14 protein-coding genes and 1 pseudogene are annotated in these 15,460 nt (G+C 75.4%); 14 read left to right on the forward strand and 1 reads right to left on the reverse strand.

The features are described 5' to 3' along the window. A partial coding sequence (locus EJK16_RS18365; protein WP_205739845.1) for a C40 family peptidase occupies window positions 1-509 on the forward strand: 509 nt, incomplete at its 5' end. Window positions 510-695: 186 nt separating this feature from the next. Here EJK16_RS18365 and EJK16_RS18370 read toward each other — a convergent pair. Beyond that, window positions 696-1,172: pseudogene (locus EJK16_RS18370) on the reverse strand (inorganic diphosphatase); the annotation flags it as partial. A gap of 158 nt (window positions 1,173-1,330) precedes the next feature. Here EJK16_RS18370 and dacB point away from each other — a divergent pair. The 13 genes from dacB to panD all read left to right on the forward strand — a co-directional run bounded on the left by dacB (window position 1,331) and on the right by panD (window position 15,447). Continuing rightward, window positions 1,331-2,716 (forward strand): D-alanyl-D-alanine carboxypeptidase/D-alanyl-D-alanine-endopeptidase, encoded by a 1,386-nt coding sequence (gene dacB / locus EJK16_RS18375; protein ID WP_127132021.1) that lies wholly within the window; start codon window positions 1,331-1,333, stop codon window positions 2,714-2,716. Between the two features lie 17 nt (window positions 2,717-2,733). Further along, a complete protein-coding gene (locus EJK16_RS18380; protein ID WP_127132023.1) occupies window positions 2,734-3,795 on the forward strand; it encodes a zinc-dependent metalloprotease in 1,062 nt (353 codons plus the stop codon). Further along, window positions 3,796-4,839 (forward strand): tRNA lysidine(34) synthetase TilS, encoded by a 1,044-nt coding sequence (tilS, locus tag EJK16_RS18385; RefSeq protein ID WP_127132025.1) that lies wholly within the window; start codon window positions 3,796-3,798, stop codon window positions 4,837-4,839. 52 nt (window positions 4,840-4,891) lie between these two features. Next, complete coding sequence (hpt, locus tag EJK16_RS18390; protein ID WP_127132027.1) at window positions 4,892-5,446, forward strand: hypoxanthine phosphoribosyltransferase; 555 nt, start codon at window positions 4,892-4,894, stop codon at window positions 5,444-5,446. Between the two features lie 199 nt (window positions 5,447-5,645). After that, a complete protein-coding gene (gene ftsH / locus EJK16_RS18395; RefSeq protein WP_127132029.1) occupies window positions 5,646-7,706 on the forward strand; it encodes an ATP-dependent zinc metalloprotease FtsH in 2,061 nt (686 codons plus the stop codon). A gap of 104 nt (window positions 7,707-7,810) precedes the next feature. Then, window positions 7,811-8,362 carry a GTP cyclohydrolase I FolE gene (gene folE / locus EJK16_RS18400; RefSeq protein WP_240646175.1) on the forward strand — a complete coding sequence of 184 codons (552 nt, stop codon included), beginning with the start codon at window positions 7,811-7,813 and terminating at the stop codon, window positions 8,360-8,362. A 64-nt stretch (window positions 8,363-8,426) separates the two neighbouring features. Then, window positions 8,427-9,293: a dihydropteroate synthase gene (gene folP / locus EJK16_RS18405; RefSeq protein WP_127132031.1), complete on the forward strand. Its 867-nt coding sequence runs from the start codon at window positions 8,427-8,429 to the stop codon at window positions 9,291-9,293. Continuing rightward, window positions 9,290-10,276, forward strand: a complete 987-nt coding sequence (gene folK, locus EJK16_RS18410; protein ID WP_164737412.1) for a 2-amino-4-hydroxy-6-hydroxymethyldihydropteridine diphosphokinase — start codon at window positions 9,290-9,292, stop codon at window positions 10,274-10,276. Before folP ends, folK begins: the two co-directional genes overlap by 4 nt. Continuing rightward, window positions 10,276-10,764, forward strand: a complete 489-nt coding sequence (locus EJK16_RS18415; RefSeq protein ID WP_127132035.1) for a DUF3180 domain-containing protein — start codon at window positions 10,276-10,278, stop codon at window positions 10,762-10,764. Before folK ends, EJK16_RS18415 begins: the two co-directional genes overlap by 1 nt. A 97-nt stretch (window positions 10,765-10,861) precedes the next feature. Beyond that, the gene (locus EJK16_RS18420) at window positions 10,862-11,398 is read left to right on the forward strand and encodes a PH domain-containing protein (RefSeq protein WP_127132037.1); all 537 of its coding nucleotides are present in this window, start codon (window positions 10,862-10,864) and stop codon (window positions 11,396-11,398) included. Next, window positions 11,395-13,044: a PH domain-containing protein gene (locus EJK16_RS18425; RefSeq protein ID WP_240646164.1), complete on the forward strand. Its 1,650-nt coding sequence runs from the start codon at window positions 11,395-11,397 to the stop codon at window positions 13,042-13,044. The genes EJK16_RS18420 and EJK16_RS18425 overlap by 4 nt, the downstream gene beginning before the upstream one ends. Before the next feature lie 7 nt (window positions 13,045-13,051). Beyond that, on the forward strand, window positions 13,052-14,944 hold the full coding sequence (gene panC, locus EJK16_RS20680; RefSeq protein ID WP_127132039.1) for a pantoate--beta-alanine ligase: 1,893 nt from the start codon (window positions 13,052-13,054) through the stop codon (window positions 14,942-14,944). Continuing rightward, on the forward strand, window positions 14,941-15,447 hold the full coding sequence (gene panD, locus EJK16_RS18435; protein WP_127132041.1) for an aspartate 1-decarboxylase: 507 nt from the start codon (window positions 14,941-14,943) through the stop codon (window positions 15,445-15,447). The genes panC and panD overlap by 4 nt, the downstream gene beginning before the upstream one ends. Window positions 15,448-15,460: the final 13 nt, after the last annotated feature.

A 15,460-nucleotide genomic window follows, 5' to 3' on the forward strand; every position in this document is an offset into this window, starting at 1 on the left:
CCCCGGCGCCCGCGCCGACCACAGCCCCGACGGCGCCCAGCCCGGCCCCCGTCGTCACCACGCCGCCCGCCCCGCGGCCGGCGCCCAGCCCGGCGCCCGCGCCCAAGCCGGCCCCGGCGCCCGTCGCGCCCGCCCCGGCTCCCAGTGGCGCCGGCGAGGTGGCGATCGCCTGGGCGCGGCAGCAGATCGGCACCCCCTACGGCTGGGGCGCCGTCGGCCCCGACTCCTACGACTGCTCCGGCCTGACGATGCGCGCGTTCCAGCAGGCCGGCATCAACCTGCCCCGAACCAGCCGCGCGCAGTACGGCGCCGGCTCGAAGGTCCCGGTGAGCCAGCTCGCCGTCGGCGACCTGGTGTTCTGGTCCAACAACGGCTCGGCGTCAGGCATCTACCACGTGGCCATCTACACGGGCGGCAACATGCGGCTGCACGCGCCGCGGCCCGGGACACCCGTGCAGGAGGTCTCGATGATGTCCACCGGGCTCATGCCCTACGGCGTCCGCGTCTGACCCGCGCCGACGCGCGCGCCCACCCGGGCGCCGGCACAGCACGAGGCCCCGCCGTCCCGGCGGGGCCTCGTCGGCTCAGACGCGCGGCGCGCCGGCGTCCCCGGCACCCGTCGGATCGGCGTGCCCGGCGTCGCCGCTGCCGGTGTGGGCGGCGTGCCCGGCGCCGGCGTGGTCGTAGTAGCCGGTCTCCTTGGCGCGCTGGTAGGAGCGGCGGATCTCCTCCTCGGCCTCCTCACGCCCGGTCCAGTGGGCGCCCTCGACCGACTTGCCCGGCTCGAGGTCCTTGTAGACCTCGAAGAAGTGCTGGATCTCCAGGCGGTGGAACTCGCTGACGTCCTCGATCTCGGTGCGCCAGGAGGCGCGCTGGTCCGCGGCCGGCACGCACAGGACCTTGTCGTCGCCGCCGGCCTCGTCCCGCATGCGGAACATGCCCACCGCGCGGCACCGGATGAGGCAGCCCGGGAACGTCGGCTCCTCCAGCAGGACGAGGGCGTCGAGCGGGTCGCCGTCCTCGCCCAGCGTGCCCTCGATGAAGCCGTAGTCGTCGGGGTAGCGCGTGGACGTGAAGAGCATCCGGTCGAGCCGGATGCGCCCCGTCTCGTGGTCCACCTCGTACTTGTTGCGGTTCCCCTTGGGAATCTCGATCGTGACGTCGAACTCCACGGCTTCCCTTCCTCCGCCCCCGACGACCGCGGCCGTCAGCGGGGCACTGTGTGCGCGCCCGGCACTGAGCTGACGGGACACTCCTGGGCACTAGTGTGTCGCACGAGAGGGGGCTCGTGCGCGGACACGGCCCTGAAACGGTTCTGGCGGGAGGTGCGGTGGCTCGACGACGCACCGCCTGGACCGCCGTCGGCGCCGTCGCCCTGCTCCTCGGCGGGTACGGCGTGGCGGACGCCGCGGACATCGTGCCCGGGGTGCTGACCACCGGCCCGGCCCCGGCCGATCCCGCGACCTTCCCCGCCGTCACGCTCCCCGGGGGCGCGCCGGCCGCGCCCGCCGTGGCCGGCCCGGACGCCGAAGCCCCGGTGCCCGGCACCGCCGCGCTGGAGACCCGGGCCCGGTCCCTGACCGAGGACCCCCGGATGGCGGGCGCCGCCGGCATCGTGGTGGCCGACGCCGTCACCGGCGCGACCCTGCTGGATGCCGACGGCGCCACCGCGCGCGTCCCGGCCTCCTCGCAGAAGCTGCTCACGGCCGCGGCGGCGCTCGACGCCCTCGGGGCCGCGCGGACCCTGACGACGTCCGCGGTCCAGGCCGGGAAGGACTCCGTGGTGCTCGTCGGGGGCGGCGACGTCATGCTCGCCGCCGGCGCGGGCGACCCGGGTGCCGTGATGGGCCGCGCCGGCCTGGGTGACCTCGCCGCCGAGACCGCCGCGGCGCTGCGCGCGCAGGGGCTCACCAGCGTCGGCGTCGGCCTCGACGACCGCCTCTTCACGGGCCCGCTGTACGCCTCGGACGTCACCGGCACCGACCGGAGCTTCGTGATGCCGGTCCAGGCCCTCGCCGTGGAGACGGGGCAGGGCGGAGGCGGCGCCGCCGAGGACCCGGCCCTGGACGCGGCGCGGACCTTCGCGGCGGCCCTGGCCGCGCAAGGTGTCACGGTGCGCGGCGACGTCGGCCGCGCCGCCGCCCCCGCGGACGCCGCCGCGCTCGCCGAGGTCCGCTCGGCGCCCGTGGGGGAGCAGGTGCGCTACGCCCTGAAGCACTCCGACAACTCGGTCACCGAGGTGCTGGCCCGCCTGGTCGCCGTGGAGCGGGGCGACACGGCGGACTTCGCCGGCGCGACGGCCGCCGTCCTCGCGCAGCTGGACGAGCTCGGCGTGGACGTGTCCGGGGTGCACCTGGAGGACGGCTCCGGGCTGAGCATGACGAACCGCGTGCCGCCCGCCGTGCTCGCGGACGTGCTCCTGACGGCGCTCGACCCGGAGGCCACCTCGCTGCACGGCCTCCCCCCGTCGCTGCCCGTGGGCGGCCTCGACGGCACCCTCGACGGCCGGTTCTCCGGCGGGTCGGCGGGGATCGTGCGCGCCAAGACGGGGACGCTCAACCAGGCCATCAGCCTGAGCGGGACGGTGGTCGACGCCGACGGCCGGCTGCTCGTGTTCGCCGTCCTCACGGACTCCCTGCCGCTCGGCACCGCGCTCGACGCGCGCGCCGCCGTCGACGACTGGGTCGACGGGCTCGCGGCGTGCGGGTGCGCCTGAACCATTACGTTAGGCCCATGAGCAGCGCCGTCGACTGGCAGGTGGCCGTGCGCCGCGCCGGGACCCTCACCCCGCCGGGGCCCCGCGGCTCGCGTGCGGAGCTCCGCGCCCTGATCCAGGTGCTGCGCAGCGCCGGCGCCGAGGCGCCCCTGCACGTGGGGGAGATCACCGGGCTGCGTGCCGCGGCGCGGCGCGCCGCCGAGGTCCCGGTCTACGTGGTCGACCGGCCCCGGTGGGCGCAGGCGAACGTCGAGATGTTCGCCCAGCTCACCGACGGGCTCCTGCCCACCTCCCGCCTGCCCGGGTCGGCGCGCATGGCGGGGGAGGAGATGGGCGTGATGCTCGCCGTCCTGGCCCCCAAGGTGCTGGGCCAGTTCGACCCCTTCACGCCGGCCGGCCCCTCGCCGGGGCGGCTCGTGCTCGTCGCCCCCAACGTCCTCAAGGTCGAGCGCGAGCTCGACCTGGACGCCATGGACTTCCGGATGTGGGTGTGCCTGCACGAGCAGACCCACGCCGTGCAGTTCGCCGCCGCGCCGTGGCTGGCCGGCCACCTCTCCTCGCGGATGCGGGCCCTGGTCGAGGGCGTCTCCTCGGCCGAGGAGGGCTCCGAGCGCCTCGGCCGCGCGCTGCGCGCCATCGTGGACACCCTCGCCTCAGCCTTCTCCGGCCCCGGTGACGTCCCCTCCCACGAGGTGGGCGGCCCGCTCGTCGAGGCATTCCTCAGCGACTCCGAGCGCGCCGCGATGGGCGAGGTCGTGGCGGTGATGAGCCTGCTCGAGGGGCACGCCGACGTCGTCATGGACGCGGTGGGCCCCGCCGTCCTGCCCTCGGTCCGCCGGATCCGCGCCGCCTTCGAGAAGCGCCGGGACGGGACCTCCGCGCCCGACGTCCTGCTGCGCCGCCTGCTCGGCATGGACGCCAAGGTGGCCCAGTACCGCAACGGCGCCAAGTTCGTGCGCGCCGTCGTGAGCCGGGTCGGCCACGACGGGCTCAACGCCGTGTGGACCTCGCCGGAGCAGCTGCCGAGCGCGGCCGAGGTCGCCGACCCGGGGGCGTGGGTCCGCCGCGTGCACGGTTAGGTGGCCGGACCCCACCCCGACGTCGCGGCCGCACGCGCCGGGGTCCGGCGCGTCCTGGCCGACCTGCCGCCCGGCGCCCGCGTCCTCGTGGCCTGCTCCGGCGGCGCCGACTCCCTCACGCTCGCCGCCGCGACGGCGTTCGTCGCGCCCCGGGAGGGCTGGTCGGCCGGCGCCGTGGTCGTCGACCACCGGCTCCAGCCCGGGTCGGGGCAGGTCGCGCGCGGCGCCGCGGAGCAGTGCCGCCGGCTGGGCCTCGAGCCGGTCCTGGTGCGCCCGGTCGAGGTCGTCGGCGGGGCGCGCGGCAGCGGCGCCGGGGGACCGGAGGCGGCCGCGAGGGACGCCCGGTACGCCGCCCTCACGCAGGCCGCCGGGGACGCCGGCGCAGTCGCCGTGCTCCTGGGGCACACCCTCGACGACCAGGCCGAGACGGTCCTGCTCGGCCTCGCGCGCGGCTCCGGCGCGCGCTCCCTGGCGGGCATGGCCACGGTGCACGGGCTCTGGCGGCGCCCCTTACTGGCCATGCGGCGCGCCCAGACCGAACAGGTGTGCCGCGTGCTCGGCCTGGACTACGTGCGGGACCCCGCGAACAGCGCGGACGGGCCCTGGCGCGCCGCGGACGGCACGGCGCTGCGCCGCGCCGCGCTCCGCGAGCGGGTGCTGCCCGCGCTCGTGGGCGCCCTCGGGCCCGGTGTCGTCCCCGCGCTCGGGCGGACCGCGGCCCAGCTCCGGCGCGACGGCGACCTCCTCGACCGCCTCGCCGACGACCTGCTCCACCGCGCACTGCTGGGCCGGCCGCCCGTCGAGCTCGACGTCGCCGTGCTGGGCGGCGCGCACCCGGCGCTGCGCACGCGCGCCCTGCGCTCGGCCGCGCTGCTCGCCGGGGCGGCGCCGGGCGCGCTCGCCGCCGTCCACGTCGAGGCCCTCGACGCCGTGGTCTCGGCCTACCACGGGCAGGGTCCCCTCCAGCTGCCCGGCGGCGTCACCGCCACCCGCAGGTGTGGCAGGCTGACACTCGCTGCTCACGACGGCCACGGCCGGGCGTGAGCCGGCGAGGTGGTCGTGGTCGCGCCACCGGACGAGCTCGGAAAGGGGCGCAGTGGACGCGCAGGACATGGGGCAGGACCTGGAGAAGGTCCTCGTCAGCCAGGAGCAGATCGAGGCACGGCTGGACGAGATGGCTGCGGACATCGACGCGGACTACGCCGGCAAGGACCTGTTGCTCGTGGGGGTGCTCCGCGGCGCCGTCATGGTGATGGCGGACCTCTCGCGCCGCATCCATGTCCCGGTCCAGATGGACTGGATGGCAGTCTCCTCCTACGGCTCCGGGACCAAGTCCTCCGGCGTGGTGCGCATCCTCAAGGACCTCGACTCCGACCTGCACGGGCGTGACGTGCTCATCGTCGAGGACATCATCGACTCCGGGCTCACCCTGTCCTGGCTGGTCGCCAACCTCCGCTCCCGGGGGCCCGCGTCCGTCGAGATCGCCACGCTGCTGCGCAAGCCCGAGGCCGCGAAGGTGCAGGTCGACGTGCGCTATGTCGGCTTCGACATCCCCACCGAGTTCGTGGTCGGCTACGGCCTCGACTACGCCGAGCAGTACCGGAACCTGCCGTTCGTCGGGACGTTGGCGCCGCACGTCTACGGCGGCTGAGCCCGACGCGGCGGCTCCGCGGGTGCCGCCGGCCCGGGGAACCGCGAGGAGCCTTGGAACAGCGCCGGGGCGTCGGGCGTTGTCCCGTGCATGCCCTGCGCGAACACGAGGGGCGAGCCCGGCCATCGGTCAGGTTTGTCATATACCGTCGGGCGATGACCGTGCGACCAGGAGGGACCGGGCTTAAAGCCCATACTCGATGAACGCCAAGAAATTGCTCCGAGGGCCACTGATCTGGATCCTCATCATGCTCCTCCTCGTCTCGATGGGGTGGTCGCTCCTGGGGCAGGGCAGCACCCAGCGGATCGACACCTCCCAGGGTCTCGAGCTGCTCGCCGGCGACACCGTCAAGCAGGTGGAGATCACCGAGGGCACCCAGCGGGTGCGCATGACGCTGTCCGAGCCGTACAAGGCGCCGGACAGCGAGGGCGGGACCGTCGACAAGGGCACGTCCGTCGAGTTCTCCTACGTCGAGCCGCAGGGCCCGGGCGTCATCCAGGCCGTCGAGAACGCCGCACCCGAGCAGGGCTACAACTCCGTGGTCCCCACGACGTCGGTGTGGACGTCGCTGATCACGTTCCTGCTGCCGATGCTCATCATCTTCGTCGTCTTCTGGTGGCTGCTGTCCCGCTCGCAGGGCGGCGCCGGCGGCATGATGAAGTTCGGCAAGTCCAAGGCCAAGCTGGTCTCCAAGGAGACCCCGCAGGTCACGTTCGACGACGTCGCCGGCGAGAACGAGGCCGTCGAGGAGCTCCAGGAGATCAAGGAGTTCCTCGCCGAGCCCGCGAAGTTCCAGGCCGTGGGCGCCAAGATCCCCAAGGGCGTGCTGCTCTACGGGCCGCCCGGGACGGGCAAGACGCTCCTGGCCCGCGCCGTCGCCGGCGAGGCCGGGGTGCCGTTCTTCTCCATCTCCGGCTCGGAGTTCGTCGAGATGTTCGTCGGCGTGGGCGCGTCCCGCGTGCGCGACCTCTTCGAGCAGGCCAAGGCCAACGCGCCGGCCATCATCTTCGTGGACGAGATCGACGCCGTCGGCCGTCACCGCGGCGCGGGCCTGGGCGGCGGGCACGACGAGCGCGAGCAGACCCTCAACCAGCTCCTGGTCGAGATGGACGGCTTCGACGTCAAGACCAACGTCATCCTCATCGCCGCGACCAACCGCCCCGACGTCCTGGACCCCGCGCTGCTGCGCCCCGGCCGGTTCGACCGGCAGGTCTCCGTCGAGGCACCGGACATGCACGGGCGCGCCGCGATCCTCCACGTCCACGCGAAGGGCAAGCCCATGGCCCCCGGCGTCGACCTGGGCATGGTGGCCAAGCGCACGCCCGGGTTCACCGGCGCGGACCTGGCCAACGTCCTCAACGAGGCCGCGCTGCTGACCGCCCGCTCCAACGCCCAGCTCATCGACGACCGTGCCCTGGACGAGGCCATCGACCGCGTTGTCGCCGGCCCGCAGAAGCGCACGCGCGTGATGAACGAGAAGGAGCAGAAGGTCACCGCCTACCACGAGGGAGGGCACGCCCTCGCGGCGTCGGCCCTGCGGTACACCGACCCCGTCACGAAGGTCACGATCCTGCCGCGCGGCCGCGCCCTCGGCTACACGATGGTCATGCCCAGCGAGGACAAGTACTCCACGTCCCGCAACGAGCTCCTCGACCAGCTCGCCTACGCCATGGGCGGGCGCGTCGCGGAGGAGATCGTCTTCCACGACCCCACCACCGGCGCCTCGAACGACATCGAGAAGGCGACGGCGCTCGCCCGCAAGATGGTCACCGAGTACGGCATGAGCGCGCGCGTCGGCGCGATCAAGCTGGGGCAGACGCAGGGCGAGCCCTTCCTCGGCCGTGACATGGGCCACCAGCGCGACTACTCCGACGACGTCGCCCGCATCGTCGACGAGGAGGTCCGCCAGCTCGTGGAGAACGCCCACGACGAGGCCTGGGAGATCCTCACCCAGTACCGCGACGTCCTGGACCACCTCGTCCTCGAGCTGCTGGAGCACGAGACCCTCAACCAGGCGGAGCTCGCCCGGGTCTTCGCCCCCGTGGTCAAGCGGCCCGCCCGGCCGGTGTGGCTCTCGTCCGAGGACCGTCAGGTGAGCACGATCCCGCCCGTGCAGACGGCGGCCGAGGTGGCCCGGCACGAGCAGATGCTGCCCCAGGACGAGATGGCCGCCGCGGGGGAGACCGCGCTCGGGGACCACGCCCCGGTCGGCCAGATCCCCGAGGACGGCCGGGTCGGCGGCGCGGCGGAAGGCCTGTGAGCGGACCGCACGAGGCCGTGCCCGGCAACTTGCCGCGCCCGCCCGGGGACTCGCCGCGCCCGCCCGGCGACGGCCGGGCACGCCGGCCCTACGACGCCGACGGCGTGCGCCGGGCCGTACGTGACCTGCTCGTGGCCGTGGGGGAGGACCCGGAGCGCGACGGCCTCGCCGGCACGCCCGAGCGCATGGCGCGGGCCTACGCCGAGATGTTCGCCGGCCTCACCGAGGACCCCGCCGACCACCTTGACGCCGTCTTCGACATCGGCCACGAGGAGATGGTCATCGTCCGGGACATCCCGCTGTACTCGATGTGCGAGCACCACCTCCTGCCGTTCCACGGCGTCGCCCACGTCGGCTACATCCCGGCCGCGGACGGGCGGGTGACAGGGCTGAGCAAGATCGCCCGGCTCGTGGAGGGGTTCGCCCGCCGTCCGCAGGTCCAGGAGCGGCTGACCACCCAGATCGCCGACGCCCTCGTCGACCGGCTCCACCCCGGCGGCGTGCTCGTCGTCATCGAGGCCGAGCACCTGTGCATGTCCATGCGCGGGGTGCGCAAGCCCGGCTCCCGGACCCTGACCTCGGCCGTCCGCGGCCAGATGCGCAACGTGGCCACCCGCGCCGAGGCGATGAGCCTCATCCTGGGCCACCGCGGCTGAGGCCGGCCCGGTCCGACGCCGAGACCCGTGAGCCGGTTGCCGCCCTGACTTATAGCCTGGACGGATGAGCACCCCGACCGCCTGGACCACGCCCAGCCCGCTCCCGCAGGCACTGCAGGAGACCGGGCGGACGCTCGTCGTGGGCATCGTCAACGTCACGCCCGACTCGTTCTCCGACGGCGGTCAGTGGTTCGACACCGACGTGGCCATCGCCCACGGCCGCCACCTGCTCGCCCAGGGCGCCGACATCGTCGACATCGGCGGCGAGTCCACCCGCCCCGGCGCCGACCCGGTCACCCCCGCCGAGGAGCTCGCCCGGGTCCTGCCGGTCGTCGAGGCGCTCGCCCGCGACGGCGCCGTGGTCAGCGTGGACACCATCAACGCCACGACCGCCGAGGCCGCGCTCGCGGGCGGCGCGCTCCTGGTCAACGACGTCTCCGGCGGGCTGGCCGACCCCGCCATGGCCGCCACCGTGGCGCGCACGGGGGCCGTGTACATCCTCGGCCACTGGCGCGGGACGCCCGAGACGATGAACTCCCTCGCCGTCTACGACGACGTCGTGGTGGACGTCTGCTCCGAGCTGGAGGCGCGCGTCTCCGAGATGCTCGCCGCCGGGGTCCGGCCCCAGCAGATCGTGATCGACCCGGGCCTCGGCTTCGCCAAGGACCCGGAGCACAACTGGCGCCTGCTCGCCCACCTCGACGCCCTCGCCGCCCTCGGGCACCCCGTGGCCGTGGGGGTCTCGCGCAAGCGGTTCCTCTCCGGCGTCGTGGCCCCCGAGGTCGCCGCCGAGCCCCTCGCCCGCGACCACGCCACCGCCGCGGTCAGCGCGCTCGCCGCCCACGCCGGCGCCTGGGCCGTGCGGGTCCACGAGGTCGTCGGCTCCGCCGACGCCGTGCGCGTGGCCGCCGCATGGCGGGCGCACCGATGACCTCCCCCGTCCTGGGCGCCGACGGGCAGGAGCTCGACCAGATCCGCCTCCTGGGCCTGGGCGCCGTCGGCCACCACGGCGTCTTCGAGCACGAGCGCGTCGAGGGCCAGCCCTTCGGCGCGGACGTCGTCATGCACCTGGACACGCGCGCCGCGGCCCGCGCCGACGACCTGGCCGGCACCGTCAGCTACGCCGACGTCGCCGACGACGTGGCGGCGCTCCTCGGCGGCGAACCGGTGGACCTGCTCGAGACCCTGGCCGAGCGGATCGCGCAGGCGGTGCTCGCCCGGCCCGGTGTGCGCGCCGTGGACGTGACCGTGCACAAGCCCCGGGCGCCGCTGACCGTGCCCTTCGACGACGTCCAGGTGAGCATCCGCCGCAGGGCGGTGCTGGCCCGGCGCCCGGACGGCGGCACGCGCTTCGTGCTCGCCCTGGGCGCCAACCTCGGGGACCCGCTCGGGACGCTGCGCGAGGTGGTCGGCGCGCTCGGGCACGCGCCCGGCGTGCGCACCCTGGCCGTGTCGCCGCTGGCGCGCACCGCCGCCGTGCTCGCGGCCGGGCAGGCGGCGCAGCCGGACTACCTCAACGCCGTCGTCGTGGGGGCCACCACCCTCGCCCCACTGGAGCTGCTCGCGCTGGGCCGGCGCCTGGAGGCGGAGCACGGCCGACGCCGTGACGAGCACTGGGGGGCGCGCACCCTGGACGTGGACGTCATCAGCGTCGGCGACCTCGTCGTCGCCGACCCGGTGCTGACCTTGCCTCACCCGCGTGCCCACGAGCGCGCCTTCGTCCTCGTCCCGTGGGCGCAGGCGGAACCGGGCGCCGTGCTCCCCGGGCCGGCCGGCGGCCTGGTGGCCGAGCTGGCGGACCGGGCGCCGGACCGCCGGACGGTGCGCTGGCTGGCCGCGGACTGGCTCAGCGGTGACGTGCCGGACCTGCCGGCGGCCGGGCACGGCGTCGACGCCGGTGCGGGGGCGCGCTGATGCGGCGGACCTCGTGGCAGACGCTCGTCGCCCTTGCCCTGGCGGCCGGCCTCGTCACCTTCCTCGTGCTCTCCGTGCTGGACGAGCGCGGCAACCTGCCGGTCCCCGTGCCCACCGTGAGCGGGCTGGGCCCGGCGGTCCTCACGGTCGTGCTCCTCGGGCTCGGGCGCAACGTGCGCCGGCTCGTGCACCGCAAGCCCACCTCCATGACGCCGATCGGCGCATCCCGCGTGGTGGTGCTCGCCAAGTCCTGTGCGCTCGTCGGCTCGGCGCTGGTCGGGTACTTCGCCGCGCACCTGCTCTCGAACCTGGACAACCTCGCCGCCCCGCTGCCCCGTGAGCAGGCCTGGGCGTCCGGGCTCGCTCTCGCCACCAGCCTGGTGCTAGTGGGCGCCGCACTGCTCGTGGAGTGGTGGTGCCGGGTGCCGCCGGAGGACGACGACCCCGAGAAGCCGGGGCCGGGCAGGACGACGCCGACCGCGGCGTGAGCGGGTGCGGGCCGGCGGGGGTGCGGGCCGAGGATGCTGAGGTCCCGGCGCTCTTCTGCCAGGCTTGTCGGAGCACCCGACCACCGAGGAGACGACGATGACCACCCGACCCGCCGACGAGCCGACCCGCGCCCCGGGCCCGGCCGCTGGGGTGGCCAGCCCCTTCGAGCCGTTCGGCGTCACCTTCACGCCCGTCTCGGACGGGCTGATCCGGGCGCGGGTGATCGTGGTGTGCCTCTCGCTGGTGGTGCCGGTGGTGGCGGCCGTCGTCCTCGGCGTCATCTTCGGCGGCTGGGTGTGGGCGGCACCGGTCGTGGTGATCGCCGTCCTCGCCTGGCTGCTGTGGCTGATCCCGCGCCAGGTCCGCGCGATGGGGTACGCCGAGGCCGAGGACGACCTGCTCGTCCGCCGGGGCATCCTCTTCCGCTCCCTGACGGTCGTGCCCTACGGGCGCATGCAGTTCGTTGACGTCAACGCCGGCCCGCTCGACCGCCGCTGCGGCGTGGCCCAGGTGCAGCTGCACACCGCCTCCGCCCAGACCGACGCCAAGATCTCGGGCCTGCCGCCCGCCGAGGCGTCCCGGCTGCGGGACCGGCTGACCGCCCGTGGCGAGGCCAGGCTGGCGGGGCTGTGAGCGCCACCCCGGGCTCCGGCGTCCCGCACGGCGCGGGGCCGGCGCTGCCGCACGACGGCGGGCCGCTGCCGCACGACGGCGGGCCGCTGCCGCACGACGGCGGCGCGCCCGGGCAGGGGGCGCCGCGCGAGCCGGCCTGGCGTCGCGTGCACAAGATCACCCCCGTCCTGAACGCCTGGAAGGTCATCGTCGCGGTCCTCGCGTTCCTGGCGTGGCAGCTGACGGACGACGTCACCAACCTGCCCGCCGAGGTCTGGGACACCGTCGCGCAGTACCGCGCGCGGGCCATCCTCGCCGTGGTCGGTGGGCTCGCCCTGATCGCGCTGGTGGCGACCGTCTACTCGCTGCTGTCCTGGCGGCGCATGCGCTTCACCGTCGGCGAGGAGTCGATCGACCTGCACACCGGCATCCTCTTCCGCCAGGAGCGCCACGCCCGCCTCAACAGGGTGCAGGCCATCGACGTCGTCCAGCCGCTCCTCGGTCGCCTGTTCGGCCTCGCCCAGGTCCGGGTGGAGACGGCCGGCAGCGGCGGGTCGAACGTGGTCATCGGGTACCTGCGTGAGGCGGACGCACAGGACCTGCGCAACGAGATCATGGCCCGGACCGCCGGCGCGCCGATGCCGGTCGCCGGGTCGCCTGTCGGCGTGGCACGCCCCGTCGTCGCGGCGCCCGAGCGCGAGATCGTCCAGGTCCCGGCGGGCCGGATCGTCGGCTCCCTGCTCCTGTCCGGCTCCATGATCATGTTCGTCCTCGTCATGGCCGTTCTCGTGACCGCGGCGATCATCACCCGCAACTTCGGGCCCTTCGTCGGCGCGTTTCCGGCGGTCCTGGGCTGGGGCGGCTACCTGTGGAGCCGCTTCGCCGGCGAGTTCGGGTTCAGGGCGGCGATCTCGCCGGACGGCATCAGGCTGCGCCACGGGCTGCTCGAGACCCGCACCCAGACCCTGCCACCCGGCCGCGTCCAGGCCGTCGTCCTGAGCCAGCCCCTGTTGTGGCGCCGGCGGGGCTGGTGGCGCGTGGAGGTCAACGTTGCCGGCTACGGCATCAACGTGCCCGGCAACGGCGGCGCTGTGGAGACCGTGCTGCTCCCCGTCGGCAGCCGCGGCGAGGCCCTGACCGCGCTGTGGCTGGTGCTCCCCGACCTCGGTGTGGACGAGGCCGAGCCCGTCCTCGACGCCGCGCTCGAGGGCCACGGCGGCGCGGGCGGGTTCCTCACCAGCCCGCGGGCGTCCCGCTGGCTCGACCCGCTGACCTGGCGCCGCAACGGCCTGCGGATCACCCGCACCGCCCTGCTCGTGCGCCGCGGACGCCTCGCGCGCCAGCTCGCGGTCGTGCCGCACGAGCGCACCCAGTCCCTCGCCCTGCAGCAGGGCCCGCTCGAGCGCCGGCTCGGCGTGGCCGACCTGCACGCCCACTCGGTGCCCGGGCCGGTCACCGCGGTGGCCACACACCTCGAGGCGCACCTGGCCGGGGCCCTGCTGCTCGAGCAGGCGCACCGGGCCCGTGGTGCGCGGGCCGCCGAGGGGTTGCAGGAGTGGCAGCGGCGCGTCGGCGCCCCGCCGGCCGGCTCCGACGGCGCGGAGGGCGCGGAGGAGACGCCGGCCCAACCGGGCGGCACGGCCCCGGGGTCGCCCGTCCTGGGATGATGTCGGCGTGAGTCCTGAACCCGTCGTCCGCCCCGCCCACTCGCCCCGCCCCGGTCGTCTCGGCGTGGGGGTGGTCGGTGCCGGCCGGGTCGGGGCCGTCCTGGCCAGCGCCCTGCGCAGCGTGGGGCACGCCGTCGTCGGGGCCACCGCGGTCTCCGCGGAGAGCAAGGACCGGGTCGAGGCGCTCCTGCCGGGCGTGCCGGTCCTGGGCGTGGACGAGGTCGTCGAGCGCTCCGAGCTGGTCCTGCTCACCGTGCCCGACGACGTCCTGCCCGACCTCGTCGCCGGGCTCGCGGAGCTGGGCCGGTGGCAGCCCGGCCAGCTCGTGGTGCACGTCTCGGGCCGTTACGGCACCGAGGTGCTCGCCCCCGCGCGGGCCGCGGGCGCGATCGTGCTCGCGATCCACCCCGCCATGACGTTCACCGGCACGAGCCTGGACCTGTCCCGCCTGACGGGGTGCCCGTTCGCCGTGACCGCCGCCGCGCCCGTGCTGCCGATCGCGCAGGCTCTCGTCGTCGAGATCGGCGGCGAGCCGTTCGTGCTCGACGAGGCGGACCGGCCCGTCTACCACGCCGCCCTCGCCCACGGCGCCAACCATCTGGTCACCCTCGTCGCCCAGGCGGAACGGGCCCTGCGCGCCACGGGCATCGAGGAGCCCGGCACACTCCTCGCCCCGCTGCTGACCGCCGCCCTCGACGGCGCGCTGCGGGGCGGCGAGCAGGGCCTGACCGGGCCCGTGGTCCGCGGGGACGTCGGCACGGTCCGGGCGCACCTCGCCGCGCTGGGGGCGCTCGCACCCGAGGACCTCGCCGACGTCGTCGACAGCTACCGCGACCTGGCCCGCGTCACCACCAGGCGCGCCCTGGCGAACGGGCGCCTGAGCGAGGCCGCCGCCACCGCACTGCTCGACGCCCTCGCCGTGGACGGAGCCGAGGGCGGTGCCTCAGGCGTCCGCCCCCAGGCGGCCGCCGCCGCGAACGCGGCCGGTGCTCCCGCCGCCGCGCCCGTCACCGGCCGCGACGCGACGGACCGCCCGCCCCTCGATCCCGTCCTCGCCCGCACCCGCGGCGAGCTGGCCGCCGCCCTGCGCTCGCAGACCGGCACCCGCGCGTTGGTGATGACTATGGGCGCCCTGCACGACGGGCACCTCGCCCTCGTGCGCGAGGCCCAGGCGCGCGCCGACCACGTGGTCGTCTCCGTCTACGTCAACCCGCTCCAGTTCGGCCCCGGCGAGGACTACGCCGCCTACCCCCGTGACCTCGAGCACGACCTGGCGCTGCTGACCCAGGCGGGGGTCGACGTCGTCTTCGCGCCGGACGACGACGAGGCGTACGTCGCCCGGCCGCTCGTGCGCGTCGACCCCGGCCCCGTCGCGGACGTGCTCGAGGGCCGCACGCGGCCCGGGCACTTCGCCGGGGTGCTGCAGATCGTGTGCAAGGTGCTGAACCTGGTGCGGCCGGACGTCGCGCTGTTCGGCGAGAAGGACGCGCAGCAGCTGGCGCTGGTGCGCACGATGGTGCGGGACCTCGACCTCGGCGTCGAGATCGTGGGCGTCCCCATCCGCCGCGAGGGCGACGGGCTGGCCATGTCGAGCCGGAACGCCTACCTCTCCCCGGCGGAGCGGGCCCGGGCGCTGACCCTGTCCCGCGCCCTCGACGCCGGCCGGGCGGCCGCCGACGCGGGCGCCGACACGGACGCCGTCCTGGCCGCGGCGCGGCAGGTGCTCGATACGGGCGAGGGGGTGGCCGTCGACTATCTTGCACTGGTCGACCCCGGGACGTTCCTGCCCGTCGGCCCGGACGCGACCGGCCCCGGCCTGCTCGCCGTCGCAGCCCGCGTGGGCGGCACCCGGCTCATCGACAACATGACCCTCCAGCTGCAAGGACCGAGGCCCGCATGACCCCCCGCACGACGCCGAGCTCCCTGGTACGCCAGATGATGACCGGCAAGATCCACCGCGCCACCGTGACCCAGGCGGACCTGCACTACGTCGGCTCCATCACCATCGACGCCGAGCTGCTCGACGCCGCGGACCTCCTGCCCGGCCAGCAGGTCGACGTCGTCGACGTCACGAACGGCGCCCGGCTGACCACCTACGTCATCCCCGGCGAGCGGGGCAGCGGCACCGTGTGCATCAACGGCGCGGCCGCGCACCTCGTGCACGCCGGCGACCTGGTCATCGTCATCGCCTACGGCCAGCTCAGCGACGCGGACGCCCGCGACTACACGCCGCACGTGGTCTTCGTCGACGGCCGCAACCGCATCCTCGACGTCGGCGAGGAGCCCGGGCAGGTGCCCGCCGTCGACGACGGAGCGGCCCGGCGCGTGGAGCCCAGCGGCATGACCGTCGCCGACTACCGCCAGAGCGTGGGCTCGCGCGTGGGGCCCGGGCCCCGCGCCTGAGCCCGCCCCGCCT

It is taken from the genome of Georgenia sp. SYP-B2076 (genome assembly GCF_003991205.1).
In the GTDB taxonomy this organism is placed as follows: domain Bacteria; phylum Actinomycetota; class Actinomycetes; order Actinomycetales; family Actinomycetaceae; genus Georgenia.

Bases quoted from the DNA above. Each gene is read 5' to 3' on its own strand.
- folK (WP_164737412.1), top strand. From the start codon at position 9,290: ATGACCTCCCCCGTCCTGGGCGCCGACGGGCAGGAGCTCGACCAGATC.
- EJK16_RS18380 (WP_127132023.1), top strand. From the start codon at position 2,734: ATGAGCAGCGCCGTCGACTGGCAGGTGGCCGTGCGCCGCGCCGGGACC.
- folP (WP_127132031.1), top strand. From the start codon at position 8,427: ATGAGCACCCCGACCGCCTGGACCACGCCCAGCCCGCTCCCGCAGGCA.
- ftsH (WP_127132029.1), top strand. From the start codon at position 5,646: ATGAACGCCAAGAAATTGCTCCGAGGGCCACTGATCTGGATCCTCATC.
- EJK16_RS18415 (WP_127132035.1), top strand. From the start codon at position 10,276: ATGCGGCGGACCTCGTGGCAGACGCTCGTCGCCCTTGCCCTGGCGGCC.
- panD (WP_127132041.1), top strand. From the start codon at position 14,941: ATGACCCCCCGCACGACGCCGAGCTCCCTGGTACGCCAGATGATGACC.
- EJK16_RS18420 (WP_127132037.1), top strand. From the start codon at position 10,862: ATGACCACCCGACCCGCCGACGAGCCGACCCGCGCCCCGGGCCCGGCC.